General features: G+C 65.1%; 22 protein-coding genes. 15 read left to right on the forward strand and 7 right to left on the reverse strand.

The annotated features are described in order from the left end of the window. Position 1: 1 nt before the first annotated feature. Entirely contained in the window at positions 2 to 3,310 is a 3,309-nt protein-coding gene (locus C1924_RS07005; RefSeq protein WP_108764647.1) for a phospholipase D-like domain-containing protein, read from the forward strand. Then, a complete protein-coding gene (locus C1924_RS20275) occupies positions 3,307 to 4,860 on the forward strand; it encodes an RHS repeat domain-containing protein (protein WP_159094763.1) in 1,554 nt (517 codons plus the stop codon). The genes C1924_RS07005 and C1924_RS20275 overlap by 4 nt, the downstream gene beginning before the upstream one ends. A 262-nt stretch (positions 4,861 to 5,122) precedes the next feature. On the opposite strand, the gene miaB is transcribed toward C1924_RS20275, so the two are convergent. Beyond that, positions 5,123 to 6,541, reverse strand: a complete 1,419-nt coding sequence (gene miaB, locus C1924_RS07015) for a tRNA (N6-isopentenyl adenosine(37)-C2)-methylthiotransferase MiaB (protein ID WP_108764649.1) — start codon at positions 6,539 to 6,541, stop codon at positions 5,123 to 5,125. A gap of 125 nt (positions 6,542 to 6,666) precedes the next feature. Continuing rightward, positions 6,667 to 7,287, reverse strand: a complete 621-nt coding sequence (locus tag C1924_RS07020; RefSeq protein ID WP_108764650.1) for a glutathione S-transferase family protein — start codon at positions 7,285 to 7,287, stop codon at positions 6,667 to 6,669. Positions 7,288 to 7,368: 81 nt separating this feature from the next. Here C1924_RS07020 and C1924_RS07025 point away from each other — a divergent pair, with 81 nt between their 5' ends. The 7 genes from C1924_RS07025 (at position 7,369) to C1924_RS07055 (ending at position 13,458) form a co-directional block, all read left to right on the forward strand. Then, on the forward strand, positions 7,369 to 8,337 hold the full coding sequence (locus tag C1924_RS07025; RefSeq protein ID WP_108764651.1) for a WYL domain-containing protein: 969 nt from the start codon (positions 7,369 to 7,371) through the stop codon (positions 8,335 to 8,337). 46 nt (positions 8,338 to 8,383) lie between these two features. Next, positions 8,384 to 9,319 (forward strand): lytic transglycosylase domain-containing protein, encoded by a 936-nt coding sequence (locus C1924_RS07030; RefSeq protein WP_108764652.1) that lies wholly within the window; start codon positions 8,384 to 8,386, stop codon positions 9,317 to 9,319. A gap of 209 nt (positions 9,320 to 9,528) precedes the next feature. Next, positions 9,529 to 10,149 carry a ubiquinol-cytochrome c reductase iron-sulfur subunit gene (gene petA / locus C1924_RS07035; protein WP_108764653.1) on the forward strand — a complete coding sequence of 207 codons (621 nt, stop codon included), beginning with the start codon at positions 9,529 to 9,531 and terminating at the stop codon, positions 10,147 to 10,149. Then, positions 10,149 to 11,408, forward strand: coding sequence for a cytochrome bc complex cytochrome b subunit (locus C1924_RS07040; RefSeq protein WP_108764654.1), 1,260 nt, complete (start codon positions 10,149 to 10,151; stop codon positions 11,406 to 11,408). The genes petA and C1924_RS07040 overlap by 1 nt, the downstream gene beginning before the upstream one ends. After that, the gene (locus C1924_RS07045; protein WP_108764655.1) at positions 11,401 to 12,150 is read left to right on the forward strand and encodes a cytochrome c1; all 750 of its coding nucleotides are present in this window, start codon (positions 11,401 to 11,403) and stop codon (positions 12,148 to 12,150) included. The genes C1924_RS07040 and C1924_RS07045 overlap by 8 nt, the downstream gene beginning before the upstream one ends. A 134-nt stretch (positions 12,151 to 12,284) precedes the next feature. After that, on the forward strand, positions 12,285 to 12,920 hold the full coding sequence (locus tag C1924_RS07050) for a glutathione S-transferase N-terminal domain-containing protein (RefSeq protein ID WP_108759619.1): 636 nt from the start codon (positions 12,285 to 12,287) through the stop codon (positions 12,918 to 12,920). An 85-nt stretch (positions 12,921 to 13,005) separates the two neighbouring features. Beyond that, positions 13,006 to 13,458: a ClpXP protease specificity-enhancing factor gene (locus C1924_RS07055; RefSeq protein ID WP_108764656.1), complete on the forward strand. Its 453-nt coding sequence runs from the start codon at positions 13,006 to 13,008 to the stop codon at positions 13,456 to 13,458. Positions 13,459 to 13,542: 84 nt separating this feature from the next. Here C1924_RS07055 and C1924_RS07060 read toward each other — a convergent pair whose 3' ends face one another. The 4 genes from C1924_RS07060 to C1924_RS07075 form a co-directional block, all read right to left on the reverse strand. After that, positions 13,543 to 13,893, reverse strand: a complete 351-nt coding sequence (locus C1924_RS07060; RefSeq protein WP_108764657.1) for a DUF3301 domain-containing protein — start codon at positions 13,891 to 13,893, stop codon at positions 13,543 to 13,545. Between the two features lie 67 nt (positions 13,894 to 13,960). Continuing rightward, positions 13,961 to 14,905, reverse strand: coding sequence for a DUF2272 domain-containing protein (locus tag C1924_RS07065; protein WP_108764658.1), 945 nt, complete (start codon positions 14,903 to 14,905; stop codon positions 13,961 to 13,963). A gap of 153 nt (positions 14,906 to 15,058) precedes the next feature. Continuing rightward, on the reverse strand, positions 15,059 to 15,910 hold the full coding sequence (gene nadC / locus C1924_RS07070) for a carboxylating nicotinate-nucleotide diphosphorylase (RefSeq protein ID WP_108764659.1): 852 nt from the start codon (positions 15,908 to 15,910) through the stop codon (positions 15,059 to 15,061). Continuing rightward, a complete protein-coding gene (locus C1924_RS07075) occupies positions 15,907 to 16,176 on the reverse strand; it encodes a Trm112 family protein (protein ID WP_108764660.1) in 270 nt (89 codons plus the stop codon). Before C1924_RS07075 ends, nadC begins: the two co-directional genes overlap by 4 nt. A gap of 58 nt (positions 16,177 to 16,234) precedes the next feature. Here C1924_RS07075 and purE point away from each other — a divergent pair, with 58 nt between their 5' ends. Next, complete coding sequence (gene purE / locus C1924_RS07080; RefSeq protein WP_079221357.1) at positions 16,235 to 16,738, forward strand: 5-(carboxyamino)imidazole ribonucleotide mutase; 504 nt, start codon at positions 16,235 to 16,237, stop codon at positions 16,736 to 16,738. Further along, on the forward strand, positions 16,735 to 17,883 hold the full coding sequence (locus tag C1924_RS07085) for a 5-(carboxyamino)imidazole ribonucleotide synthase (protein WP_108764661.1): 1,149 nt from the start codon (positions 16,735 to 16,737) through the stop codon (positions 17,881 to 17,883). The genes purE and C1924_RS07085 overlap by 4 nt, the downstream gene beginning before the upstream one ends. 69 nt (positions 17,884 to 17,952) lie before the next feature. Here the strand turns inward: C1924_RS07085 and C1924_RS07090 are convergent, their stop codons facing one another. Beyond that, positions 17,953 to 18,531, reverse strand: a complete 579-nt coding sequence (locus tag C1924_RS07090) for a superoxide dismutase (protein WP_108764662.1) — start codon at positions 18,529 to 18,531, stop codon at positions 17,953 to 17,955. Positions 18,532 to 18,650: 119 nt separating this feature from the next. Between C1924_RS07090 and grxD the strand changes: the two genes are divergently transcribed. From grxD to ppnN, 4 genes are all read left to right on the forward strand, one after another. Further along, positions 18,651 to 18,971: a Grx4 family monothiol glutaredoxin gene (gene grxD / locus C1924_RS07095; RefSeq protein WP_079221360.1), complete on the forward strand. Its 321-nt coding sequence runs from the start codon at positions 18,651 to 18,653 to the stop codon at positions 18,969 to 18,971. Beyond that, the gene (locus C1924_RS07100) at positions 18,968 to 19,744 is read left to right on the forward strand and encodes an SDR family NAD(P)-dependent oxidoreductase (protein WP_108764663.1); all 777 of its coding nucleotides are present in this window, start codon (positions 18,968 to 18,970) and stop codon (positions 19,742 to 19,744) included. The genes grxD and C1924_RS07100 overlap by 4 nt, the downstream gene beginning before the upstream one ends. A 230-nt stretch (positions 19,745 to 19,974) precedes the next feature. Then, positions 19,975 to 23,181: a carboxypeptidase regulatory-like domain-containing protein gene (locus C1924_RS07105; RefSeq protein WP_254051228.1), complete on the forward strand. Its 3,207-nt coding sequence runs from the start codon at positions 19,975 to 19,977 to the stop codon at positions 23,179 to 23,181. Between the two features lie 251 nt (positions 23,182 to 23,432). Beyond that, entirely contained in the window at positions 23,433 to 24,821 is a 1,389-nt protein-coding gene (gene ppnN / locus C1924_RS07110) for a nucleotide 5'-monophosphate nucleosidase PpnN (protein WP_108764665.1), read from the forward strand. The last annotated feature ends 48 nt before the right edge of the window (positions 24,822 to 24,869 follow it).

A 24,869-nucleotide genomic window follows, 5' to 3' on the forward strand; every position in this document is an offset into this window, starting at 1 on the left:
CATGGCAGACGGCACCACACTGGGCAGCGTCCCGCATACCACCCTGACCTGCCTGGATGGGCAGAAGGGCACGACCAGCGGCGACTACTACGCGCCGCCGGATCGCCAGTTCGCGCCTGTCCGGCAAGGCAACAGGGTCGATGCATACACCGATGGCCGTTCGGCGATGAAGGCGATGGCCGATGCCATCCGCGGCGCGCAGAAGTTCATCTTCATCGCCGACTGGCAGATGAATTTCGACACCGAACTGGACAATCGTGGAGGCGCCCATGCCAGCCGCCTGAGCGAGCTGTTGTTCGACGCCATCAACCAGCGCGGCGTGGATGTACGGGTGCTGCTCTACGACAGTGTCGAAGCGGCGGCGTACACCCACGAGAACGAGGCGCGTACGGCCCTGTACAAGATGCAGGATGCCAATACGCCGGGGCAGGTTCAGGTCGGCCTGCACAACCCGGCCACCGGCCGCACCGATGCCTTCAACATCGCCTTCTCGCACCACCAGAAGATCCTGGTCGTGGATGGGCACATCGGCTTCGTTGGGGGGCTGGACATCGCGCACGGTCGATGGGACGACGGCAACTTCGATGTGGTCTGCGCCCCGGCGCTTCACGTGCTCAATGATCACTACAACAACTGCCTGAGCAAATATCGGGGCATGACGGATGACGAGAAAGCGCTCACCGTGGATAAGCCCGATACCAGGCCGGACGCGGCCGGCCGTGTCCACCCCGGCTTTGCCCAGGCGTACGTACCTGGCCTTGCCATCGCAGTGGATCAGATGAAGGCGCACTGGGACGCCGGTGCAGCGCTGGCCGAGCTTCAGGACTACGCGGACAAGCTGGGTCTTCCCGAAGCATTGCAGCGCAAGGGATTGGAGGTACTTGCTGATTGGGTCATTGACGGCGTGGAAGAAGGCCGAGCGATCCATCGCACCGTTGCCAGGACGTTCCTGGTCATTCAGAAGCAGCTTGAGCAGATCGAAAAGGAGTACGCCGACGTCATTGCGGCTTCCAATCGGGCCGCTGATGAAGCGGTGAAGCTCAATCCCACTGAAGCGGCAAGGGCTGCGGGGCGCGCGGTCGGTGGATTCACCCGAATACAAGCCGTCAAGGTCGGCAGTTGGCTGGACGAACGCAAAGCCGAAGTCAGGGCGGTAGCGCTGCGTCCGTTTCAGAAGGCCGCCAGAACAGCGGGCTACATCCTCAATCCACGCAGCCTGGTGGCGGACATCGAGGGCCAGCTGGCCGAGATCGAGGCAAAGTTCGACAATGCAAGAAAGGACTGGGAAGCGCTGGTGAAGTGGATCAACACACCGATTGATCGCACCCAGCGACTGCTCGACTGTGGGCGCCAGCCCCGCATGCCTTGGCAGGACGTGCATGCGCGGCTTGAGGGACCGGCGGTATTCGATCTCTGTTGCAACTTCATGCACCGATGGAACGCCATGGTGTGGCAGAACCAGCGCGGCGACCGCGAGGTCGGCATGGCAGCGCGCAGCGCCATGAACAAGGCCGTGACTAAAGCCAATGAGTGGCTCGGTACGGGCATGCCCGAGCAGACAACATTGGCACGTGGCATGGAGTTGACCGCGCTGACGGACCAGTGGCTGGCGTCCATGGGCGGCACGGCCGAACTGTTCGGCGACTTGACTCTCCCAGGCACGGCTGGCGGCATGAATGTGCAGATCCTGCGATCGTCTGGTACGGCCTTGCATGCGCTGGAGAAGAAAGGGTGCAAGCAGTTCGGCCTGAACCTGGACGATGCCAGCTGTCTGCAACCGTACTGGGAGCGCAACCAGCCCATGCATTCCATCCTGGATGCGATGGTCAACTGCATCGCCTCGGCGAGCGCCTTCGTGTATCTGGAAACCCAGTTCCTGATATCCGACTGCGGTTGGTCTGATGCCGGACCGGGCAGCGTGGTGGAGACATCGATCAAGGAAGGCGAGCGTCGGCCCCTGACCGACGCGGAGAAGAAAAAGGTGGCGCGGGTCGACAGGGCGATCGGCATGAGTGGTCCGCTGGGGAAAACCGATGTCGTGCAGGCGGCGGTGACCCGCACGCAGGGCGTGAAGTCGGCTGCCAGCAACCCACTCGTGGCCACCCTTGCCGCACGCATACGCCGCGCGATCCTGGCCGGCCAGGGTTTCCATGTGTACATCACCTTGCCAGTGCACCCGGAGGGCAGCCTCGCCGATGGCGCAGTGTTGAAGCAGCAGTACTGGGTGCAGCAGACCCTGCTGCGCGGCGATGACAGCCTGATCCGGCGCATCTGCCGCTCACTGATTGCGCGCGACAAAAGCATTCGCGAGGCGAGCGTGGAAGAGGCCGACCTGCAGGCGGAAGTGAAAGCGGGCCGGTGGAAGGAATATCTGTCGGTGATGAACCTGAGGAGTTACGGGGTGCTGGCGGAAACCCGGCGCAAAGATCACCTGCCGCCGCACACGATAGGCAGTGAGAACGGTCCATCGCTGTATGTGGTCACCGAACAGTGCTACGTGCACTCCAAGCTGCTGATCGTGGATGACGCCGTGGCCATTATTGGCAGTGCCAACTGCAATGACCGCAGCCTGCTGGGCACGGGGGACACCGAGATTGCGGCGGTGATCGTAGATGGGGAGGCTAAGCCGATGGATCTGGGGAATGGGATGCGGGTGATTACGCGGAAGTTTGCGCGGGATCTGCGGATGAGGTTGTGGAAAAAATTCCTGGGGCAGGAACTTGAAGAGATTCCTGAAAAGGGCAAGAAGTTGTTCAATTTTTCCAGCGAAACTGAATCATGCTACCCGTGGTTCCACAAGGATGTTCCGACCTTGAATGTCGATAGGCCTGCAAGCTCGATCACATGGGCGGAGATAAGGAGGCTGGCAGATGAAAATTCAATTGCTTATCAGCGTGTTTTTACCAATGTTCCGCGTGATTCCTTTACGCGCTACGACCACGTGTTTCACGGTTTCCCGAGTGATGGTCTGAACGACAACGGGCACGTACGCCGATGCCTGTATGCACAGCCGCCGGATCTGCGGCCGGAATTCATGCTGGAGCCGAGCGTTGTGACCAACTACGTGACCAGCGCCGTCGGACGGCATGATGCGGAAAAGGCGACAAAGTTTCTGAGGGGTGCTGACAAGCGAAAGGGAATACAGGGCTTCTGGGTCACGATGCCGTTGCTCTGGGGCAATGGTATGGACGATCCGGCTGCCAAGATGCCGAGTGAGATCATTGCAGTCGAGCCTGATCTCGAGTCTAGGTCCAGTGAGTTAGCTTACTCAGTTCGAGCTGTTCACGGGGAACACGGAGAGCGGGCATGAGCAGGCATAAATTGTTGAGCGGGGTGTTGGTCTTAAGCGGCCTATGCGTTGTACGCACTGCGTTTGCGGACTGCAGTTCTATAAATGAAATTGGTGCCCTGTCTCAGACAGGCACCGTTGTGGTCAAATTCGCGCCGAAGGAGATTGGCGAAAGGTCCGCAGTAGCCGCCAGCCTTGATCGCGCGAACACCGCTGCCCCCTACGTACGAATTGATATGGACCCTCAAGCCAGTGATTTGCAAAACAAGCCGTTTGATTCAAGTGGTGGTTCGGTCTACTACTTGGAAAAAAGCATTCAAGGGCAGCGGATCTGCCGCGCCGAGGAGTGGAAAAGGAGGGAGTCCAAATTGATCGGTAAATCCCTCCCTGCAGGCCTGAACCCCGCGGTCAGACATGTGTACCCGTACTTCGAGATCTACAAAACGCACGAGCTTGATTATGACGCTTCAGGTCAGTTGACGTCGATTCAACAGGTCGATGCGGCGGGGCGGAAGGTCACAACGTTCTGTGCGCTGTATGACGAACAGGGGCGTGTAGAGGTGGCGAGTGAGGCTTCCGGATTGGTTGTGTCGGAGGATCCAGGATTCACATGTTCTCAACTCCGTGAGAAAACCTCCAAGAGCACGACTTGGTACTTCACCTACCGGCTCGATGGAACGCTGGCGTCTGGTTTGAGGAAGCAAGCCACGCGTAAGGCGGGTGAGAATCCCTATCGCGAGGACACCGGCATTGGAACAGAGGCTACCGATGGCGCATGGTATGCAAGCGGAAGCATTTACATGGATGCTGCCAATCAGCGTAGGCGGATCGGTAGCATGTTTCATGGTAGCGAGAAAGGAGGAATTAGTGGAATTGAAGACAACTCATTCGCGATCGTTCCCGCCGATGCGACAGCTCTTTTCGCTGAGCGCAGTCAGGATGGTCAACAGAAGTTGCTCTACCGATTCCCGGGCGAGCGCGTTCCAATGGAACTGGCCACAGGACTGTTCGAGGGCATAACCGATTACACCCGCGTGCGCGAGTACCGGCACCGATCGCACAAACGGATTTTCGAGTTCTTCGGCCCAGGCGCCAAGCACCCCCACGAACGCCAATGGCGCATGCTGGATCTGAATCGGCAGGAAAACTATGACAAGAGCGGCAAGCTCACACGCGTGATCCTGTCTGGCCCGGTCCCTGCTGACGGCTACACCGAGAACCTGCGTGCCTACGCAGAAAAAGGCGTGCTGAAGCTCACGCCGCTTACCAGCGGCTACAGTTCGTACCGCGTCTACGACTATGACGCCACCGGCAAGGAATCACTCTCGTTCGTCTGCTGGCGCTACGAAGTCTCCACTAACAAGCCGTACGCCCATTTCCCCTGGTGGGAGCCGGACCCCCGCCCCAAGCGCAGTCGTGAAGCCGAACTGCAGTACGGCAGGACGCAGGTGGGCACGCGGTGCGGTACGCCCGACGGCAAGATGACCGTGGAAGGCATGGGCCCGGTGAAAAAGCTGATGGAAACCAAGTACAGCTTTGGAACCTCGAAGATCGGATTTCCCGGAGAGTAGGGGTTCGAGTAATCCGCAGAGGCAAACATGTCGCTTGGCCGACCAGTCGCAGCCGCAGTGCGGTAGGCGCCGCTCTAACACCGCAGCTTTTCCACATCCGCTGTGGAACGAAGCCCAATCAACCTGTGGATAGGTGACGCAGAACCTTGTGCAGCAGGCTTTTTCGTAGCGTGGTGAGAAAATCACCACGCCCGCCGTGCGGCCACGGTCGGCGCCCTTGCAGCGATCCGACCGACACAGGCCAACCGTTGCTCGGCACGCCTTACTCGGCCACCACCCGCGCCCGCAGCGAGTTGGTCAACGCCTCGGTGATCACCACATCGACGAACTGGCCGATCAGGCGCGCCGGCGCCGGGAAGTTCACCGAACGCATGTTCTCGGTCTTGCCGGTCAGTTCGTTCGGGTTCTTGCGCGAGGGGCCTTCCACCAGCACGGTCTGCACGGTGCCGACCATCTTTTCGGAGATGCCGGCCGCATGGGCGTTGATGCGTTCCTGCAGGCGCGACAGGCGCGCATGCTTTTCCGCATCGCTGATCGTGTCCTCCAGGTCGGCCGCCGGGGTGCCCGGGCGACGCGAGTAGATGAAGGAGAAACTGTGGTCGAAGCCGATATCTTCGATCAGCTTCATGGTCTTCTCGAAATCGGCGTCTGTCTCGCCGGGGAAGCCGACGATGAAATCCGAGCTGATCGAAATGTCCGGGCGCACCGCGCGCAGCTTGCGGATCTTCGACTTGAACTCCAGCGCGGTGTAGCCGCGCTTCATTGCCGACAGCACGCGGTCGCTGCCAGCCTGCACCGGCAGATGCAGGAAGTTGGCCAGCTGCGGCACGTCGCGGAACGCGTCGATGAGTGAGTCGCTGAACTCCAGCGGGTGCGAGGTGGTGAAGCGGATGCGTCCAACGCCATCGATCTCGGCGATGGTGCGGATCAGCAGGCCCAGGTCGGCGAACTCGCCATCGCCATACGGGCCGCGATAGGCATTGACGTTCTGGCCAAGCAGGTTGATCTCGCGCACGCCCTGGGCAGCCAGCTGCGCCACTTCCACCACCACGTCCTCGAACGGGCGGCTGACTTCGGTGCCGCGGGTGTAGGGCACCACGCAGAACGAACAGTACTTGGAGCAGCCTTCCATGATCGAGACGAAGGCCGAGGCACCGTCGGCGCGTGGCTCCGGCAGGCGGTCGAACTTCTCGATCTCGGGGAAGCTGATGTCCACCTGCGGGCGCTTCTGCTCGCGGCGGGCGCGGATCAGTTCCGGCAGGCGATGCAGGGTCTGTGGGCCGAACACCAGGTCCACGAACGGCGCGCGCTTGATGATCGCTTCGCCTTCCTGCGACGCCACGCAGCCGCCCACGCCGATGATGACCTCACGGCCCTTGTTCTTCAGGCCCTTCCATACGCCCAGCTGGCTGAACACCTTCTCCTGCGCCTTTTCGCGGATGGAGCAGGTGTTGACCAGGATGACGTCGGCGTCTTCCGGGCGGTCGGTCAGTTCCAGGCCATCGCTGGCGGCAAGCACGTCGGCCATCTTGGCCGAGTCGTACTCGTTCATCTGGCAACCGTGGGTCTTGATGTAGAGCTTGCCTTTCACCTGGTCGGGCTTGCGCGGACCAGTGGGCAGGGCAACGAGCGGGGTACCGCCCGGCGAGGCGGGCGGAAAGACGTCTGGCGTCCCGGTCATGGCGCTTAATCCATTCGGGTGGCGGGAAAGCCGGCAATTCTACCCGTATCCCGCACCGCCCGCCGGTAGCGCCGGGCCATGCCCGGCGGAATTCATCCACGCATGGCGTGGATCTACCGCACCCGTCAGGCCGCGACCAGCTCCGCGTCGATCTGCCGCGACCGGTCGAACGCGGCCAGTGCCGCCATCCGGGTGATGTAGGCCGCCGTGGCAGGGGCCGGCTGCACCAGGCCGAACGCGGTGGTCCAGGCCAGGGCGTTGCCCCACAGCACGTCGGCGGCGCTCATCGTCTCCCCGAGCAGGTACGGCCCCTGTGCCAGCTGCGCTTCGACCACCTGCAGCACGGTGTCGGCGTCGTTGTAGGGCGACATCGACTGCGGGGGCGGGTCGCGGCGCATCGCTCGATCGATCATTGCCGGCTCGAAGCAGGCGCCGTAGAAGGCCATCCAGCGCAGATAGGGGCCACGCAGCGCATCGCCGATCGGCGGTGCCAGCCCGGCTTCCGGGTACAGGTCGGCCAGGTACAGGTAGATCGCCACCTGTTCGGTGACCAACGCGCCGTTGTGATGGATGGCCGGCACCTTGCCCATCGGGTTGATGGCCAGATAGGCCGGGGCCAGGTTGGCGCCGGCCTTCAGGTCCAGCACCTGCAGGTGGTAATCGGCGCCGAGTGCCTCGAGCAGGGCGACCGCGCCGCTCGAACGTGAACGGGCGGCGTGGTAGAGGGTGATCTGGCGTGCGGTCATGGACGTGCTCCTTGCGATGGGTGGTGAAGCGGGAGGCCATCGTGGGGCACAATCACGGACGACTTCTGTCCTCGATTCATCATGCGTCATACCGCCCACCGATTGCTGCGCCTGATCGCCCTGCTGCAGGCACGCCGCCACTGGTCCGGCGCTGAACTGGCCGAGCGCATGGGCGTGGACCGGCGCAGCATCCGCCGCAACATCGAGCGCCTGCGCGAGTTGGGGTATCCGGTGCAGGCCTCGGCCGGGGTAGGGGGTGGTTACCGCCTCGGCGCAGGTGCGCCCGTGCTGCCCATGCTGCTGGACGAAGAGGAGGCCACCACGCTGGCCATTGCCCTGCGTGCCGCCTCAGCCACCGTGTCGGGCATTGATGACACCGCCCGCGGCCTGCTTTCCAAGCTCGACCCGCTGGTGCCGGCACGGCGGCGCCAGCAGGCGGGCGAGGTGCACGCCGCCACCGCCACCCTGTCCGAGCTGCCGGCCACCGATGCGCGCCTGCTCGGCCAGCTGGCGCAGCACTGCCGGCAGGCGGCGCGCCTGGCGTTCGAGTACCGCAGCGCGCAGGACGTGGTAACCCAGCGCCAGGTGGAGGCCCAGCATCTGGTCAACTATGGCCGTCGCTGGTACCTGCTGGCCTGGGACCGGGTCCGCGAGGACTGGCGTACCCTGCGCGTCGACCGCATGGGCGCGGTGCGGCTGCAACCGGAGCCCGGCATGCACCGGCGCACCCCGGCTCCGCCCGTCGTGATGGTCCGGCAGGCCGTCAGCCAGGCGCCTTTCAGCCTGCAGGCGGTCCTGCGTCTGGCCGGCAGCCAGGCCGAACTGGAAGGGCGCATTCCGCCCTGGTGCGGGGTGCTGGAGCCCGACGGTGCCGACCACTGCATGCTGCGCATGGGCGCCGAGAGCCGCGGCATGATGCTGGCCCAGATCCTCAGCCTGGACCGGCTGCCGGTGGCGCTATGGACCACGCCCGTGGAACTGCGCGATGAACTGGCCCAGCGCCTGGCGGGGCTGGCCCAGCTGCTGGCTGTGCCGGCGGTCACGGACTGAGCCGGGCCGCTTGGCAAGCCGGAGCGAAGCTGGGACACTCGCCGCCATGAAGGGGATACTGGGGACCACGGCGATCATCATCGCTGCGCTGACCGCTGCGCCGGCCAGCGCCGGTACCCTGTTCAAGTGCCAGGGCGCGGACGGTGTCACCAGCTATGTCAGCAAGCGCGTGCCCGGTGCGCGCTGCAGCACCATCAGCTACACCCGTGATACCCGTCGCCCGGCCACGCCGCGTGCGGTACCGGCCGCCGTGCCGGTTCAGAGTGCCAGCGCCAGCCCTGCCCCGACCCAGGTAGCCAGTGCCGAGCGCAATCCGGTGGCCGTGGCCGCCAGTGCCGCCAGCCCCGCCGTTGCCGCCGCGCCCGCACCCGTGCCTGCTGCCGCCGCTGCGCGTGGTGGCCGCATGGTCAGTGGCCAGGTCTACTCCTACATGCAGGATGGCGTGCGCCACTACACCAGCGCACGCCCCACCCAGGTCGCCAACCTGGGTCCGGTGCGCACCATCCGCTACAGCTTCATGGAGCGCTGCTATGCCTGCGGGGCCAACCCGCGGGTGAACTTCGGCACCGTGCGCCTCAACACCACCTCGTTCCAGACCGAGATCGCCTCGGCCGCGCGCGAGTTCGGGGTGGAGGAGGCGATCGTCCGCGCGATCATCCATGCGGAGTCGGCCTACAACCCGACCGCGCTCAGCCGCGCCGGCGCGCAGGGCCTGATGCAGTTGATGCCACCGACCGCCGCACGCTTCGGGGTCAGTGATTCCTACGATGCCAGCCAGAACATCCGTGGTGGCGTGCAGTATCTGGCGTGGTTGCTCAAGCGCTTCAATGGCGATCTGACCCTGGCCGCAGCGGGCTACAACGCCGGCGAAGGCGCGGTCGACCGCCACGGTGGCGTTCCCCCTTACAGTGAAACCCAGTACTACGTGCGCCGCGTCGGCCAGCTGGCCGACCGCTACCGCACGGAATTGAGCAAGCAGTAGGTGCCGACTGTCAGTCGGCACGCATTCGATGGCAGGTGCCGACTGTCGGTAGGTGCCGACTGTTAGTCGGCACACCTTACAAAGATTGTTGCAATGCGTTGTGTGGCGCGCGACGGTTCCGCTACACTCGCCCATGATTCAATGCGGCTCTGGCCCCCACCGGATCCGCTGGCAGCCTTAAAGCTACCTAATCAATATCGGAGTGCCGGATGGCCAACGATGGGGTACACGATCCAGTCAACACCGGACGTCGGCGTTTTCTTTCTGCCACCACAGCCGTGGTGGGCGCCGTCGGCGTCGGATTCACCGCAGTCCCTTTCATCAAATCCTGGAACCCCAGTGCCCGCGCCAAGCTTGCCGGCGCACCGGTGGTGGCCGATATCAGCGCTCTGCAGGAAGGCCAACGCCTGATCGTGGAATGGCGTGGCCAGCCGATCTGGATCGTCAAACGGTCCAAGGCCATCCTCGACGCGCTGCATGGGCTGGATGGCCGTCTCAAGGACCCCGAGTCCGGCGAGAAGGACCAGCAGCCGGACTACGTGCTCAAGCAGAACCCCGAGCTGCGTTCGATCAAGCCGGATGTGTCCGTGCTGGTCGGGCTGTGCACGCACCTGGGCTGTTCGCCTGAAATGGTGGCCGAGATCCGGCCCGAGCCGTACGACCCGCAGTGGAAGGGCGGCTACTTCTGCCCCTGCCACAAGTCGCGCTTCGACATGTCCGGCCGCGTCTTCAAGGACGTGCCGGCGCCGATCAACCTGAAGGTGCCCGCGCACCACTACCAGGACGACAACACCATCATCATCGGTGTCGATCCGCAGGGGGCAGCCTGATGGCCAATATCCTCGCCCGTACCGCCAGCGGCGTGGCCGACTGGGTCAACGCCCGCGCGCCGGGGCTGATGCCGGTCTACCGCAAGCACGTCAGCGAGTACTACGCGCCGAAGAACTTCAACATCTGGTACTACTTCGGTTCACTGGCGCTGCTGGTGCTGGTCAACCAGATCGTCACCGGCATCTTCCTGACGATGCATTACAAGACCAACGCCGCCGAAGCGTTCGGTTCCATTGAATACATCATGCGGGACGTGGAGTGGGGCTGGCTGATCCGCTACATGCACTCCACCGGTGCCTCGCTGTTCTTCATCGTCGTCTACCTGCACATGTTCCGCGGCCTGCTGTACGGCAGTTACCAGAAGCCGCGCGAGCTGGTGTGGATCCTCGGCATGCTGATCTACCTGGTGCTGATGGCCGAAGCCTTCATGGGTTACGTGCTGCCGTGGGGCCAGATGTCGTTCTGGGGCGCGAAGGTCATCATCTCGCTGTTCGGGGCGATACCGGTCATCGGCAACGGCCTGACCGAATGGATCATGGGCGACTACCTGCCCAGTGACGCCACGCTCAACCGCTTCTTCGCCCTGCATGTCATCGCCCTGCCGCTGGTGCTGTTGCTGCTGGTGGTGCTGCACCTGGGCGCGCTGCACGAAGTGGGTTCCAACAACCCCGATGGCGTGGAAATCAAGAAGGGGCCGAAGGGCAACCGCTGGTCGCCGAACGCGCCGGCCGACGGCATCCCGTTCCATCCGTACTACACGCTCAAGGATGGCGTCGGCGCCGGTTTCCTGCTGATCATCGCCGCCTTCATCATCTTCTTCGCACCGGCCTTTGGCGGGCTGTTCCTGGAGCATGACAACTTCACCGAGGCCAACCGCCTGGTGACGCCCGAGCACATCAAGCCGGTCTGGTACTACACGCCGTACTACGCGATGCTGCGCGTGGTGCCCAACAAGCTGGGTGGCGTGCTGGTGATGTTCTCGGCCATCGCCATCCTGTTCCTGGTGCCGTGGCTGGACCGTGCGAAGGTCAAGTCCTACCGCTACCGCGGCCTGCTCTCGAAGGTGCTGCTGGGCGTGTTCGCCGTGTGCTTCGTCTGGCTGGGCGTGATCGGTTCCGGCCCCGGCACCGATGCGCATGAAACCTATGTCGGGCGGGTGCTGACCTTCCTGTACTTCGCGTTCTTCATCACCATGCCGCTATGGACAAGGTTGGACAGGACCAAGCCGGTACCGGAGAGGGTGACCACCCATGACTGATCGCTGGATGGTCCGGTTGGCCCTGATGGCCACCCTGATGCTGGGCAGTTTCCTGGCCTCTGCCGCCGAGGGTGGCACCAAGCTGCTGCAGGCCGGCAACGACCTGGGTGACCGCGCATCGCTGCAGCGCGGCGCGCAGCTGTACATGAACTACTGTTCGGGTTGCCACGCGCTGAAATACCTGCGTTATTCACGCATGGCGCAGGACCTGGGCCTGAGCGAGGAAGAGGTGATGAACAACCTCAACTTCACCGGCTCAGCGATCGGCGATCCGGTTCCGGTGGCGATGCCCAAGGAACAGGCCGAAAAGTGGTTCGGCAAGATGCCGCCGGACCTCAGCCTGATATCGCGGGTGCGCGGCAGCGACTGGGTCTACACCTACCTCAAGTCATTCTACCTGGACAGCAGCCGGCCGCTGGGCTGGAACAACGCCCTGTTCGCCAATGCGTCCATGCCCAACCCGCTGTGGGAAATGCAGGGCCTGCAGCACGCGGTGCACGGCAAGGCGGAGGCGCCGGGCATGGATCCGCCGGTTACCGGCCTGCGTATCGAAGCGCCGGGCAGCGTTGATGCCGGGCAGTACGACCAGGCCGTGCGGGACATCACCAACTTCCTTGAATACGCCGGCGAGCCGGCCGCGTTGAAGCGCCAGCAGCTGGGCGTATGGGTGATCCTGTTCCTGGCCCTGCTGACCTTCCTGCTGTACCTGCTGAAGAAGGAATACTGGAAGGACGTGCACTGATTCTGCTTCCGGCCATGCCCAAAGGCTATTGGCTTTTGTGATGGTCGGTTGCACACTCGGGGAGGAGTCGACCGCCGGCACGGTGCTGGCGGCGCCGATGCGGCAGGCGGTCTCCTGTCGTGGGAGAGCCTTTGATGGCGGCGAGCGTACGCATGCGCAATACACTGACGCTGTTTTCCTCGAACGATGATGTCCTGTGCCACCGGGTGCGCCTGGTCCTGGCGGCCAAAGGGGTCAGCTATGACTTCGTTCCTGTCGACCCGCAGAATCCGCCCGAAGATCTGATCGACCTCAACCCCTACCACTCGGTGCCGACCCTGGTCGAACGCGAGCTGGTGCTGTACGCCGCCTCGGTGGTCAGCGAGTACCTCGACGAGCGCTACCCGCATCCGCCGCTGATGCCGGTCGATCCGCTTTCGCGTGCCCGCATCCGCTTGGCCATGCTGCGCATCGAACACGACTGGGTGCCGCAGGTGCAGGCCATCCAGCTGGGCAACAAGACCCAGGCCGAGGCCGGCCGCAAGCGGCTGAAGGAACTGCTGACCGCATCGCTGCCGCTGTTCAAGGCCAGCAAGTTCTTCCTCAACCCGGAAATGAGCCTGGCCGACTGCGCCATGGCGCCGATCATCTGGCGCCTGCAGTCACTGGATGTGCCGCTGCCCAAGGATGGCAAGGCCATCGAGGACTACGGCAACCGAATCTTCCGCCACCCGGGGTTTGTCCGCAGCCTGACGGACCAGGAAAAGAAGCTGCGCGACCTGCCGGGCTGAGCCCGGCGGGCATATCCCGTCTGCATGCCCACCGGCATGCAGGCGATCTGCCCCGGCAGGGGCGTCGGGCGCGTACACTTCACGCATGACCGACGACTTCTTCCACATGACCAGCCACCGCCCGTACCTGCTGCGGGCACTGGTGGAATGGATCAACGACAATCAGCTCACCCCGCACATCCTGGTCGATGCCGGCGTGCCCGGCGTCCAGGTCCCGCCTTCGGCGGTGAAGGATGGCCGGGTCGTGCTCAACATCGCCGAACGCGCGGTGGTGCAGCTGATGATCAACAACGAGATGGTGAGCTTCTCGGCGCGCTTCTCCGGCACCAGCTACCCGGTGCAGGTGCCGATCAGCGCGGTGCTGGCCGTGTATGCCCGCGAGACCGGGCAGGGCATGGCGCTGCCGGACGATATTCCGGGCACGGAGCCGGCGCCGGCCAGTGACGAATCGCTGCACGATGGCGAGGCGCCGTCGGATGACACGCCGCCGACCAGCCCGCCGCCCAAGGGGCGCCCGAACCTGCGCGTGGTCAAATAACGGTAGGTGCCGACCGTTGGTCGGCACATCCTCGGCATCGGTAGGTGCCGACCGTTGGTCGGCACACCCTCAGGCATCTACCGCCTAGATGTCCTCGGCATCATCGACATCCGCGCGGATCCGGCTGATCCGCGCCGCCCCCGGGCCAGTGAATGAGACCAGTTGATCACCGCGCAGCACCATGCGGCCGACGTGGCGATCGATGCCGTCATAGGAATACTCGAACTTGAAGGTGCGCTCGAACCCGAGCCGGCCATCTTCACCGCGCGACAGGCGCATCCCCGTGGCGTGCACGGCCTGGTCCAGCCATTGCACATCGGCGGCGCGGCAGGCATTCCGGCCGAGTTCCACGGCGCGTTCGGCGGCCGAGCGTGCCGCGTTCCAGAAGAAATAGACGATACCGCCAGCGATCAGCAACAGGAGCAGGGTGGGCATGGCAGGGAGTGTCTTGAGTCGATGCAGCCAAGATGGCGGCGAAACCGCGCTGGATCAAGCGTGATCGTCAGCGATCCACCGCAGGTTCGGTCGCTGCAGCAGGCGGGACGAATGTGGCGGGCGCAGTGGCATTCAACTGCAGCAGTGCCGCCCAGTCCTGGCGGTTGAAACTGCATTCGTCTTCGCGCCCGGGCGTGCAGCTGGGCTCCACGCCGGTGCTGTCGCGCGAGCGTGCCGGCGGTAGCTGGATGCGTCCGCTGCGGTCCAGCTGCAGCAGGCGCATGGCCACGGTGTTCATCACGTTGCCACCGACCAGATAAAGGGTCTGGTCGCCGCCAAGGTTGGCGGCCACCACGACCTCGCAGTGCGATTTCCAGTGCCCGACCGAACCATTGCCCAGCGCCTGCACCAGCCCGCTGTAGCTCAGCGTGCTGCTGCGGTCGCGCAGGAAACACAGCAGGTCGCCGGGGGCGGGCTTGGTCGTGGCAGGGTCCGTCAGCCGGTACGGCACGCCGGCCGGTCCGGCCTGGTAGGCCGCGCGTATGTAGTCGATGTGCCGCGGTGAGGTGTTGAAGCCGGGCACACCGGCGCGGGTCATCACCCATGAAATGAAGGCGGCCGACCACGGATTGTCGATGAGGAAGGCGCGGCAGTCGCTGTCGGTGTAGCGCGTGCCCAGCGGCGCCAGGCAGCTGCTGGCGCCGGGGATGCTGCCCATCGCGTTGAGCGTGCCGCTGTCGCGCCAGTAGCCGGCCACGCGCTGCCAGGCGATCAGGCCATTGTCGGCCAGGTGCTCGTTTTCCGATTCGGTCACGCTGAGGCTGGCGGCGCGGCCGTCGCGGTCGATGAAAGGGCGGTACCACAACCGGTGTTCGTTGCAGGCGGCATTGCGGATGGAGACCGCCAGCGGGCTCAGCCCGTAGCGCGGCGGCACATCGCAGGCTTCGGCGGCTGCAGCAGAGAGCGGCGCAGCCGCCAGCAGCAGGCAGGCGGGGAACAGCATCCGGCGCATGCGCGGCTCCTGTGGGGGATGACCGCAGCGTCGCAGAGGCAGGCGTAGCCGAATCGTGAAGGCACTGACGCTAGTGCCGGCCGCTGGCCGGCAGTGAGAGATGGGGTCAGATCCCTTTTCCCACGGAAAAGGGATCTGACCCCGGAGCGGGCATCAATCCGGCGGCGGTCCCAGCTTCAACGACAGGTCGATGGCCTGCACGTGCTTGGTCAGCCCGCCGATGGAAATGCAGTCCACGCCGTCCTCGGCAATGGCGCGCAGTCCCTCCAGGCCGACGCTGCCTGATACTTCCAGCGGAATGCGGCCGGCGGTGATGCGCACGGCTTCGCGGCGCAGCGGCGCATCGAAGTCGTCCAGCAGGATGCGCTCGCAGCCGGCAACCAGCGCCTGCTGCAGCTGATCCAGATCCTCCACCTCGACCACCAGGGGAAGCTCGGGCCAATGCTGGCGCGCGGCAGCCACCGCTGCGGGCAGCGAGCCCGCGGCGCGGATGTGGTTTTCCTTCAGCATCACGGTGTCGTACAGGCCGAAGCGGTGGTTGTCGCCGCCGCCGCAGCGCACCGCGTACTTCTGCGCCAGGCGCAGGCCGGGCAGAGTCTTGCGGGTATCGAGGATGCGCGTGCCGGTGCCGGCCACTGCCGCCACATAGCGGGCGGTGGTGGTAGCGGTGCCCGACAGGGTCTGCAGGAAATTCAGCGAGGTGCGCTCGGCGCTGACCAGGCTGCGGCTGCGGCCGTGCAGCAGGGCCAGCACGGTGCCGGCGGCAACGTGGTCACCCTCGGCCACGCGCCATTCAATACGCACGTCCGGGTCAAGTGCACGGTGGGTGGCATCGAACCAGGGGCGGCCGGCGATCACCGCATCCTGCTTGCACAGCAGGTAGGCGCTGTCGGCCTGGTCGGGCAGCAGGGCGGCGGTGACGTCACCGCTGCCCAGGTCCTCGGACAACGCGCGCGCGACATCGGCCGCGACCAGGGCCGCATCCGGCGTCGGCAGGGTGGTCATGCGGCGGGGAAGTCAGCGATCTGCGCGGTCGGGATGGCCTCTTCGGCCAGCAGCACCGGAATGCCATCGTCAACCCGGAACACCTGCTTGCGGTCCCGGGTGACCAGTGCTTCGCGCAGCGGCTGGGCCAGCGGGTTGCCATCGGCCTTGCTCACCGAGCCGGCGGAAATGGCCTTGTTGAGGGCGTCCAGGCCCTTGCCATCCAGCAGGGACAGGGGCTGGCGGGTGTCCGGCGACACCAGCAGGTCAAGCAGCTTGCGATCCATGGTTCTTCGTCTTGCGTGGAAGACGGCTAGAATACGTCTTTAAGGCAGGTGACGGCCAATGACCCCCAACCCGATCGCGCCGCTTGTCGGCATCGTCATGGGTTCCCGTTCCGACTGGGAAACCATGCAGCACGCCGCCCAGAAGCTTGAAGCTCTGGGTGTTCCGTTTGAAGTGAAGGTGGTTTCGGCCCACCGCACGCCGGACGTGTTGTTCAGCTACGCAGAAGAGGCGGGCCCGCGCGGCCTGCGCGCCATCATTGCCGGTGCTGGCGGGGCTGCGCACCTGCCGGGCATGATCGCCGCGAAGACCGCCGTGCCGGTGCTGGGCGTGCCGGTGCAGTCCAAGGCCCTCAATGGCATGGATTCGCTGCTGTCGATCGTGCAGATGCCGGCCGGCATCCCGGTCGCGACCTTCGCCATCGGCAACGCGGGCGCGTCCAATGCGGCGCTGTTCGCGGCGGCCATGCTGGCCAGCGACCAGCCGGCCATCGGCCAGGCGCTGGAGGCCTTCCGCACGCGCCAGACCGAAGATGTCATGGCCCACGACGACCCGCGCCAATGAGCCTGACTGTCGGCATCCTGGGCGGTGGCCAGCTCGCCCGCATGATGGTCCTTGCCGGTGCGCCGCTGGGGCTGCGTTTCGAGCTGTACGACCCGGCGGCCGACGCCTGCAGCGGCCCCCTGGCGCCGCTCACGGTGGCCGCCTTCGATGACCGCGAGGCACTGGCCGCATTCGCCGCCAAGGTGGACGTGGTCACCTTCGATTTCGAGAACGTGCCCGCTGACAGTGCCCAGTGGCTGGCCGGACAGGTGCCGGTCTACCCGCCGCCGTCGGCCCTGGCCGTCGCGCAGGACCGGCTGAGCGAAAAGACCCTGTTCCAGCAGCTGGGCATTCCGCTGCCGGCCTTCGCCGATATCCGCAGCCGCGACGAACTGGCTGCGAAAGCTGCCGAGTTCGGCCTGCCGTGCATTCTCAAGACCCGCCGCCTGGGCTACGACGGCAAGGGCCAGTTCCGCCTGCGCAGCGAAGCCGACATCGACGCCGCATGGGATGCGCTGGGCGCGCAGGTCGAGCGGACCGGCCTGATCCTGGAGGGCTTTGTCGCCTTCCAGCGCGAGGTGAGCGTGGTTGCCGTGCGCGGCCGCGACGGCAGCTTCCAGGCCTGGCCGGTCACCGGCAACTGGCATGTCGATGGCGTGTTGTCCGCGAGCGTGGCCCCGGCCGTGCTGTCGGAGGCCGAGCATGAAGCGGCTATTGGTTACGCGCGCCGCGTGGCCGAGCACCTGCAGTATGTGGGCGTGTTCGCGCTGGAGCTGTTCTGTCGCGATGGCGAACTGCTGGCCAACGAGATGGCACCGCGCGTGCACAACTCCGGCCATTGGACCATCGAAGGCAGCGAGACCTCGCAGTTCGAGAACCATCTGCGTGCCGTGCTGGGCCTGCCGCTGGGCAGCACCCGCATGCTTGGCCATGCCTGCATGCTGAACTGGCTGGGCGCGATGCCCGACCCGGCGCCGGTGCTGGGCCAGGCCAGCGGCCATTGGCATGACTATGGCAAGCAGCCGCGCGACGGACGCAAGGTGGGCCATGCCACGCTGCGCGACGATGATGCGGGTGCCCTGGCCGATGCACTGCTGCAGGTGGGGTTGGAGCTGGACCGCCAGGCCCAGGTAGCCCCCGCCGTGCACGCATTGCGCAACGGCTGATCCCGGTAGTGCCGGCCGCTGGCCGGCAGATCACAACCGGTCGTGCCGGCCGCTGGCCGGCAAGGCGCCTCAGCGCAGCTGGCTCTCCGCAAATTCCCAGTTGACCAGTTGCCAGAACGCTTCCAGATAGCGCGCGCGCTCATTCTGGTAGTCGGTGTAGTAAGCGTGTTCCCACACGTCACAGCACAGCAGTGGCGTGCTGTCTCCGGTCAGCGGCGTGCCCGCGTTGCGGGTTGCCTGGATGCCGAGCTGGCCACCGGGGTGCTGCACCAGCCAGACCCAGCCGGAACCGAACAGGCCCAGCGCAGCGCGGTTGAACTCCTCGCGCAGGCGCTGGCCATCGCCAAACTGGCGCTTGACCAGTTCGCCCAGCCGGCCCTGCGGCTCGCCGCCGCCACGCGGGCGCAGGCATTGCCAGTAGAAGCTGTGGTTCCAGGCCTGCGCGGCCGCATCGAACAGCCTGCCCTGGGCCTGACGGACGATGTCCTCCAATGTCGCTTCTTCCCATTCCGTGCCGACGATGGCGGCATTGACCGCATCGACGTACGCGCGGTGATGGCGGCCGTAATGCAGTTCCACGGTCTGCGCGGACAGGTGCGGCTGCAGGGAGCCGGGCAGGTAGGGCAGGGCAGGCAATTCGAGGGGCATGGACAGGTTCGTGGCCAGAGGACGGTGGCAGCCGGTTCCATCGGCTTACAATGGCGGCTACCGTGGGCAGTCTAGCCGACCACTGCGGTCGGTTTGTCCGGCGAAGCAAGGAGTGAGGTGTGGCGGTAATGCAGCAAATCCAGGCCGAGGTGGATCGTTACCCGCTCGTGCTGTTCATGAAGGGCACCCCGCAATACCCGATGTGCGGCTTTTCCAGCCGCGCCGTGCAGGCGTTGATGGCGGCCGGTGCCGTCGCCCTGCGCACGGTCAATGTGCTGGAGGAGCCGGAGATCCGCGCCAACCTGCCGCGCTTCTCCAACCTGCCGACGTTCCCGCAGCTGTTCATCAACGGGGAGTTGATCGGCGGCTGCGACATTGTCATGGAGCTGTTCGAGGCCGGCGAGCTCAAGCGCATCGTCGAAGAGGCGACCCAGGGATGAGTGCCTGGCCATCGACGTCGGCGACCGATGCGGCGCGCGATGGCCGTCCCCTGCAGGACCGTGTGGTGCTCATTGCCGGTGCCGGTGGCGGGCTGGGCAGTGCCGCGGCCGTCGCGGCCGCCGAAGCGGGGGCCACCGTGGTCCTGATGGGCCGCAAGCCGCGGCGGCTGGACCGGGTCTATGCCCAGGTGCAGGCGGTCGGCCCCGAACCCCTGCTGTACCCGCTGGATCTGGAAGGTGCCGGTCCGGATGACTACGCCGAGCTGGTCCAGGCCCTGCAGCGCGAGCTGGGGCGGCTGGATGGCCTGCTGGTGTGCGCCGCGCATTTTCCCGGCCTGACCCCGTTCGAGCTGGCCGACCCAGCCAGTTTCGCCCGTGCCGTGCACGTCACCCTGACCGCGCCGGCCTGGTTGGCCCAGGCCTGCCTCCCGCTGCTGAAGCAGCAGGACGATGCGGCGCTGGTGTTCGCCGTCGATGCCCCGGAACGGGTGGGGCAGGCGTACTGGGGCGGCTATGGTGTGGCCCAGCACGGGCTGCGCGGGCTGATCGCCAGCCTGCACGACGAACTTGGCCGTACCCCGGTGCGGGTCAGCGGCCTGTATCCGGGCCCATTGCGCACCGCATTGCGGGCCCGCGCCTATTCGGTTGACCAGGATCCGGCTGCCCAAGGCACGGAAAACGCCGCCGCTGCGGCCGTGGCCCTGCTGTCCGCTGCCGGCGCCGCGTGGCGCGGGCAGGTGCTTGACGCCAGCCAGGCAGCGTTCGCGGGTTAACCGAAAGCCAAGGCGGAGTGAAGATTCCGTCACGATAGCGTTGCGATCCGGTGCCGTTTGTCGCACAACCGTCACATTGATGGGATAGCGTGTTAATCTAGTGTTAACCGTTGCGGCAGCTGCCGTTCACGGTAGGGAACCCCAGATAAATGTCCAGTCAGCCGCCCGCAAGGCTGCTTGGATGCGCTTTTTTTTCCGCCATCGCCAACTCGCATCGAGGCTACCGAAAAATGACCCACCCACTCCGGATGTCCAAGCTTACCCTTGGTCTCGTGGCTGCACTCGCCGCCGCCCCCGCCTTCGCCCAGAGCACCTCTGCCGGTGTCGGCGGCCAGGTGATCTCCCGCGCGGGCCAGCCCGTCGCCGGCGCCGAAGTCACCATCACCCACACCGAGTCGGGCACCGTTTCGCGTGCCACCACCGATGCGGCCGGTCGTTACAACGCCCGCGGCCTGCGCGTGGGTGGTCCGTACTCGATCACCATCACCAAGCCGGGTGAAGGCACCAAGACGGAAGATGGCGTCTACCTGGGCGTGAACCAGACCGGCACCATCAACGCCACCCTGACCGGTGACCTGGCAGCTGCCACCAACCTGGACACCGTGCAGGTCACCGCCGTCGGCGGCGGCTCGGAAGTGTTCAGCGCCACCAAGATGGGCTCGGGCACCAACATCAGCCAGCAGCAGATCGAAGTTGCGCCGTCCATCGGCGGCAACATCCAGGATCTGATGCGCCTTGACCCGCGCGTGACCTTCATCGACCGCGCCTCGGGCTCGATCTCGGCCGGCGGCCAGAACCCGCGCTTCAACTCGATCAACATCGACGGCGTGTCCGCCAGCGACACCTTCGGCCTGGAAGGCAACAACATGCCGACCCGCCGCCAGCCGGTCGCGATGGAAGCCATCGAAGCGCTGGACATCAACCTGTCCAACTACGACGTCAGCATCGCTGCCGCCGCCGGTGCCACCGTCAACGCGGTGACCAAGTCCGGTACCAATGATTTCCACGGTTCGGTGTACGGCACCTACCGTGATGGCGACTGGTTCGGCGACAACCCGGAAGGCCAGCCGTTCAAGGGCTTCACCAAGGAAGAAACCTACGGCATGACCCTGGGCGGTCCGATCGTCAAGGACAAGCTGTTCTTCTTCGCCAACTACGAGAAGTTCAAGCAGGCCGCGCCGGGCGCTGACCTGAGCGGCACCGCGCTGGGCAAGGCCAACCCGCAGTTCACCCTGGCCGACGTGACCCGTGCGCAGCAGATTGCGGAGAGCTACGGCATCAACGCCGGTGGCCTGGAAAGCAACGGCGACACCGAGATGGAAGAGTACGCGCTGAAGCTGGACTGGAACATCAGCGACAACCATCGTGCCAACATCCGCTACAGCAAGATCGACCAGAGCAAGCTGCGCATCAACGGCATGAGCACCAGCACGGCCTCGCTGAGCTCGTACTGGTACCAGCATGACAAGACCAACGAGAGCTACGTCGCCCAGCTGTTCAGCGACTGGACCTCGAACTTCTCCACCGAGTTGAAGGCCTCGTACCGCGAGTACTCGGCAATCCGCAACGTGTCCACCGATGCGCCGAGCATCCGCATCTACTTCCAGGGCACCCAGGCCGCGCCGACCGGTGACTCGCTGTACCTCGGTACTGAAGTCAACTCGCAGAACAACATCCTGCAGACCAAGGCGTGGAACTACTACGCCGCGGGTACCTGGACGCTGGGTGACCACGACGTCAAGTTCGGTGCGTCGTACGACACCAACGACATCTACAACTACTTCGGCGCCACCTCGTGGGGTTCGTACACCTTCTACGGTCTGGACAACTTCGCCAACGGTATCTGGAGCACCTACAACTACAACCCGGAGCGCACCCCGGGCTCGATTCCGGCTGACTACAAGTACAGCAACCTGGCCCTGTTCGTGCAGGACACCTGGTATGTCAACAACAACCTGACCCTGACCCTGGGCGTGCGTGCTGATCGTGCCGACACCAGCCCGGCTCCGGCCTACAACGCTGCAGCGTCGACGTTCTTCGGTCGCGACAACAGCGAAGTACTGAGCAACAAGTTCCTCATCCAGCCGCGTGCGGGCTTCAACTACACCTTCGACAGCGAGCGCCCGACCCAGTTGCGTGGTGGCGTGGGCCTGTTCCAGGGTGACGCTCCGCAGGTGTGGCTGAGCAACAGCTACTCGGCGACCGGCTTCAACAACTCGGTCTACACCAACAACGCCTATAACCCGGCGCTGCCGTTCAACCCGAGCAAGGACAACCAGCCGGTCCCGACCACCGCAGGTTCGAACCGCCAGAACGTCAACTTCGTCGGCAGCGACTTCAACATGCCGTCGGTCTACAAGGCCAACCTGGCGTTCGATCACGAACTGCCGTGGAATGGCATCGTGGCATCGGCTGAACTGCTGGTCACCAAGGTCAAGGATGCTCTGTACTACCGCAACCTGAACCTCGGCCCGGTGCAGCAGCTGGGCCCGGACGGCCGTGCGCTCTACTACGCCGCTTCCCGCAATGGCAACGCCTGGTCGAACAACGATGCACGTTCCGGTCGCAACCAGGCCTACGACGCTGTGTACGAAATCGCCAACACCGACAAGGGCCGCACCTCGCAGTTCACCGCGTCGCTGAGCAAGCCGTGGTCGGAAGGTAGCGACTGGTCCTGGAACATCGGCTACACCTACACCGACGCCACCGAAGTGGGTTCGCTGACCAGCTCCACCGCCAGCTCGGGCTGGGGCTACCAGTACGCCTTCGACGCCAACAGCGAAACCGAGAACACCTCGCGCTACCAGATCCGCGACCGCGTGTCGGGCTCGCTGAACTGGAAGCACAAGTTCTTCGGTGACTACGAAACCCGCGTCGGCCTGGTGTACGAAGGCCGCAGCGGCCGTCCGTACAGCTACGTCTACGTGAACGATGCCAACGGTGACAGCCGTTCCGCCAACGACCTGTTCTACGTGCCGAATCCGGGCGAAGTGCTGTTTGGCAGCTTGGTGGGCAGCACCTTCACCCCGGATGCGGCGATGGAGAAGTCGTTCTACGAATGGCTGGCCAACAACCCGCAGCTGGCGAAGTACGCAGGCGGCTACGCTCCGGCCAACCAGTTCCGTACCGGCTGGATCAACACCTTCGATATCCGTATCAGCCAGCAGCTGCCGGGCTTCATGAAGGGCCACAAGTCGGAAGTGTGGGTCGACATCCAGAACGTCGGCAACATGCTGAACAAGAAGTGGGGCAACATCTACGACTACGGCTTCTTCGCCGATGCGCGTGTCGCCAGCCTGCAGGGCATCAAGGACGGCAAGTACGTGTACAACTTCCGCGGCGCGGATGAGCCGACGGTGGCCAACAATGACGCAGACGGCTTCGACGTCGGCGTGTCGCAGTGGTCGGTGCAGCTGGGCTTCCGCTACCAGTTCTGATGAACTGACGTAGTTGCTGCACACGGAAACGGCCGGGGAAACCCGGCCGTTTTCCGTTCAGGCGAAAGTCCTTGCGGGCGTGCGGGCGGGGGCGTAGCATCCTCTCTTGTGCGCGGCGCATTACGCCGCCTGGCGGTCCCGGAATGGCGAACGCAGGCAGCACACATCCAACGGTCGGGTTTCCCGGCCGTTTTGCTTTTTAAGGGGGCGGCAGTACAGTCGGAAACCTTGAAGGAAGCGAAAAGTTGGATATGACGACGAACGAAAAGGCAGCCCGCGCGCTGCCGGTGCAGGATGCGCGGATCTACCCGCGCGGTGGGCTGGATGTGCTGTCGCGGGCCGAGGTGGCACGCCTGCGCGATGCCTCCGGTGGTGGCATGCACGAGCTGCTGCGCCGCTGCGCGCTGGCGGTGCTGACCAGTGGCAGTGCTTCGGACGATCCGCGCGCGGCGCGTGATCTCTACCCGGATTTCGACATCCAGGTGGCGCAGCAGGATCGTGGCGTGCGCATCGACCTGGTCAACGCACCGGCGATGGCCTTCGTCGATGGCGAGATCATCCGCGGCGTGGCCGAACTGCTGTTCGCGGTGGTCCGCGACCTGGCCTACATGGCCATCGAGATGGGCCCGGCCTACGCGGCCGAACTGGAGTCCTCCGAAGGCATCACCAATGCGGTGTTCGGCCTGCTGCGCAATGCACGCATCCTCAACCCGGGTGACCCGAACCTGGTGGTCTGCTGGGGCGGCCACTCGATCGGCCGCGACGAATATCTGTACACCAAGCAGGTCGGCTACGAGCTCGGCCTGCGTGGCCTGGACATCTGCACCGGCTGCGGCCCGGGTGCGATGAAGGGGCCGATGAAGGGCGCCACGATCGCGCACGCCAAGCAGCGCAAGACGGTCACCCGCTATATCGGCCTGACCGAGCCGGGCATCATTGCCGCCGAGTCGCCGAACCCGATCGTCAACCACCTGGTCATCATGCCGGACATCGAGAAGCGCCTTGAGGCCTTCGTCCGCATCGGCCACGGCATCATCGTGTTCGCCGGCGGTGTCGGTACCGCCGAAGAGATCCTGTATCTGCTCGGCATCCTGCTGCGCGAGGAGAACAAGGATCTGCCGTTCCCGCTGATCCTGACCGGCCCGACCGTGGCCGCGCCGTACTTCGAGCAGATCGACCGTTTCATCCGCCTGACCCTGGGCGACGCGGCCGCTGAGCGCTACGAGATCATCATCGGTGACCCGGTGGCGGTGGCCCGCAAGATGGCCAGCGGCATCAAGCAGGTGCGCGAGCATCGGCTGGCGCAGAAGGATTCGTTCTTCTTCAACTGGTCCATCGAGATTCCGTGGGAGTACCAGCAGCCGTTCGTGCCGACCCACGAAGCGATGGCCGCGCTGGACCTGCACCACGGTCGTGCGCCGCATGCGCTGGCCGCCGATCTGCGCCGGGCGTTCTCCGGCATCGTGGCCGGCAACGTGAAGGAAGACGGCATGCGCCGCATCGAACAGTTCGGGCCGTTCCAGATCCACGGCGACGCGGACATGATGCAGGCCCTCGACGCGCTGCTGCGCGCCTTCGTCGAGCAGCGCCGGATGAAGATCTCCGGCGAGTACCAGCCCTGCTACCAGGTGCTGGCCTGACCGGCCGGGGTCGGAGCCCTTCGGGATCCGGCCCCAGCCCGGGGTCGG

It is taken from the genome of Stenotrophomonas sp. ESTM1D_MKCIP4_1 (assembly GCF_003086895.1).
Classification (GTDB): domain Bacteria; phylum Pseudomonadota; class Gammaproteobacteria; order Xanthomonadales; family Xanthomonadaceae; genus Stenotrophomonas.

What these genes read in the sequence shown, in the direction of transcription:
- purE (WP_079221357.1), top strand. Translation starts at nt 16,235, where the DNA reads ATGACCCCCAACCCGATCGCGCCGCTTGTCGGCATCGTCATGGGTTCC.
- C1924_RS07100 (WP_108764663.1), top strand. Translation starts at nt 18,968, where the DNA reads ATGAGTGCCTGGCCATCGACGTCGGCGACCGATGCGGCGCGCGATGGC.
- C1924_RS07085 (WP_108764661.1), top strand. Translation starts at nt 16,735, where the DNA reads ATGAGCCTGACTGTCGGCATCCTGGGCGGTGGCCAGCTCGCCCGCATG.
- C1924_RS07105 (WP_254051228.1), top strand. Translation starts at nt 19,975, where the DNA reads ATGACCCACCCACTCCGGATGTCCAAGCTTACCCTTGGTCTCGTGGCT.
- C1924_RS07055 (WP_108764656.1), top strand. Translation starts at nt 13,006, where the DNA reads ATGACCGACGACTTCTTCCACATGACCAGCCACCGCCCGTACCTGCTG.
- petA (WP_108764653.1), top strand. Translation starts at nt 9,529, where the DNA reads ATGGCCAACGATGGGGTACACGATCCAGTCAACACCGGACGTCGGCGT.
- nadC (WP_108764659.1), bottom strand. Translation starts at nt 15,910, where the DNA reads ATGACCACCCTGCCGACGCCGGATGCGGCCCTGGTCGCGGCCGATGTC.
- C1924_RS07050 (WP_108759619.1), top strand. Translation starts at nt 12,285, where the DNA reads ATGGCGGCGAGCGTACGCATGCGCAATACACTGACGCTGTTTTCCTCG.
- C1924_RS20275 (WP_159094763.1), top strand. Translation starts at nt 3,307, where the DNA reads ATGAGCAGGCATAAATTGTTGAGCGGGGTGTTGGTCTTAAGCGGCCTA.
- C1924_RS07065 (WP_108764658.1), bottom strand. Translation starts at nt 14,905, where the DNA reads ATGCGCCGGATGCTGTTCCCCGCCTGCCTGCTGCTGGCGGCTGCGCCG.
- C1924_RS07090 (WP_108764662.1), bottom strand. Translation starts at nt 18,531, where the DNA reads ATGCCCCTCGAATTGCCTGCCCTGCCCTACCTGCCCGGCTCCCTGCAG.
- C1924_RS07005 (WP_108764647.1), top strand. Translation starts at nt 2, where the DNA reads ATGGCAGACGGCACCACACTGGGCAGCGTCCCGCATACCACCCTGACC.
- C1924_RS07075 (WP_108764660.1), bottom strand. Translation starts at nt 16,176, where the DNA reads ATGGATCGCAAGCTGCTTGACCTGCTGGTGTCGCCGGACACCCGCCAG.
- C1924_RS07060 (WP_108764657.1), bottom strand. Translation starts at nt 13,893, where the DNA reads ATGCCCACCCTGCTCCTGTTGCTGATCGCTGGCGGTATCGTCTATTTC.
- C1924_RS07020 (WP_108764650.1), bottom strand. Translation starts at nt 7,287, where the DNA reads ATGACCGCACGCCAGATCACCCTCTACCACGCCGCCCGTTCACGTTCG.
- miaB (WP_108764649.1), bottom strand. Translation starts at nt 6,541, where the DNA reads ATGACCGGGACGCCAGACGTCTTTCCGCCCGCCTCGCCGGGCGGTACC.
- C1924_RS07030 (WP_108764652.1), top strand. Translation starts at nt 8,384, where the DNA reads ATGAAGGGGATACTGGGGACCACGGCGATCATCATCGCTGCGCTGACC.
- ppnN (WP_108764665.1), top strand. Translation starts at nt 23,433, where the DNA reads ATGACGACGAACGAAAAGGCAGCCCGCGCGCTGCCGGTGCAGGATGCG.
- C1924_RS07040 (WP_108764654.1), top strand. Translation starts at nt 10,149, where the DNA reads ATGGCCAATATCCTCGCCCGTACCGCCAGCGGCGTGGCCGACTGGGTC.
- C1924_RS07045 (WP_108764655.1), top strand. Translation starts at nt 11,401, where the DNA reads ATGACTGATCGCTGGATGGTCCGGTTGGCCCTGATGGCCACCCTGATG.
- C1924_RS07025 (WP_108764651.1), top strand. Translation starts at nt 7,369, where the DNA reads ATGCGTCATACCGCCCACCGATTGCTGCGCCTGATCGCCCTGCTGCAG.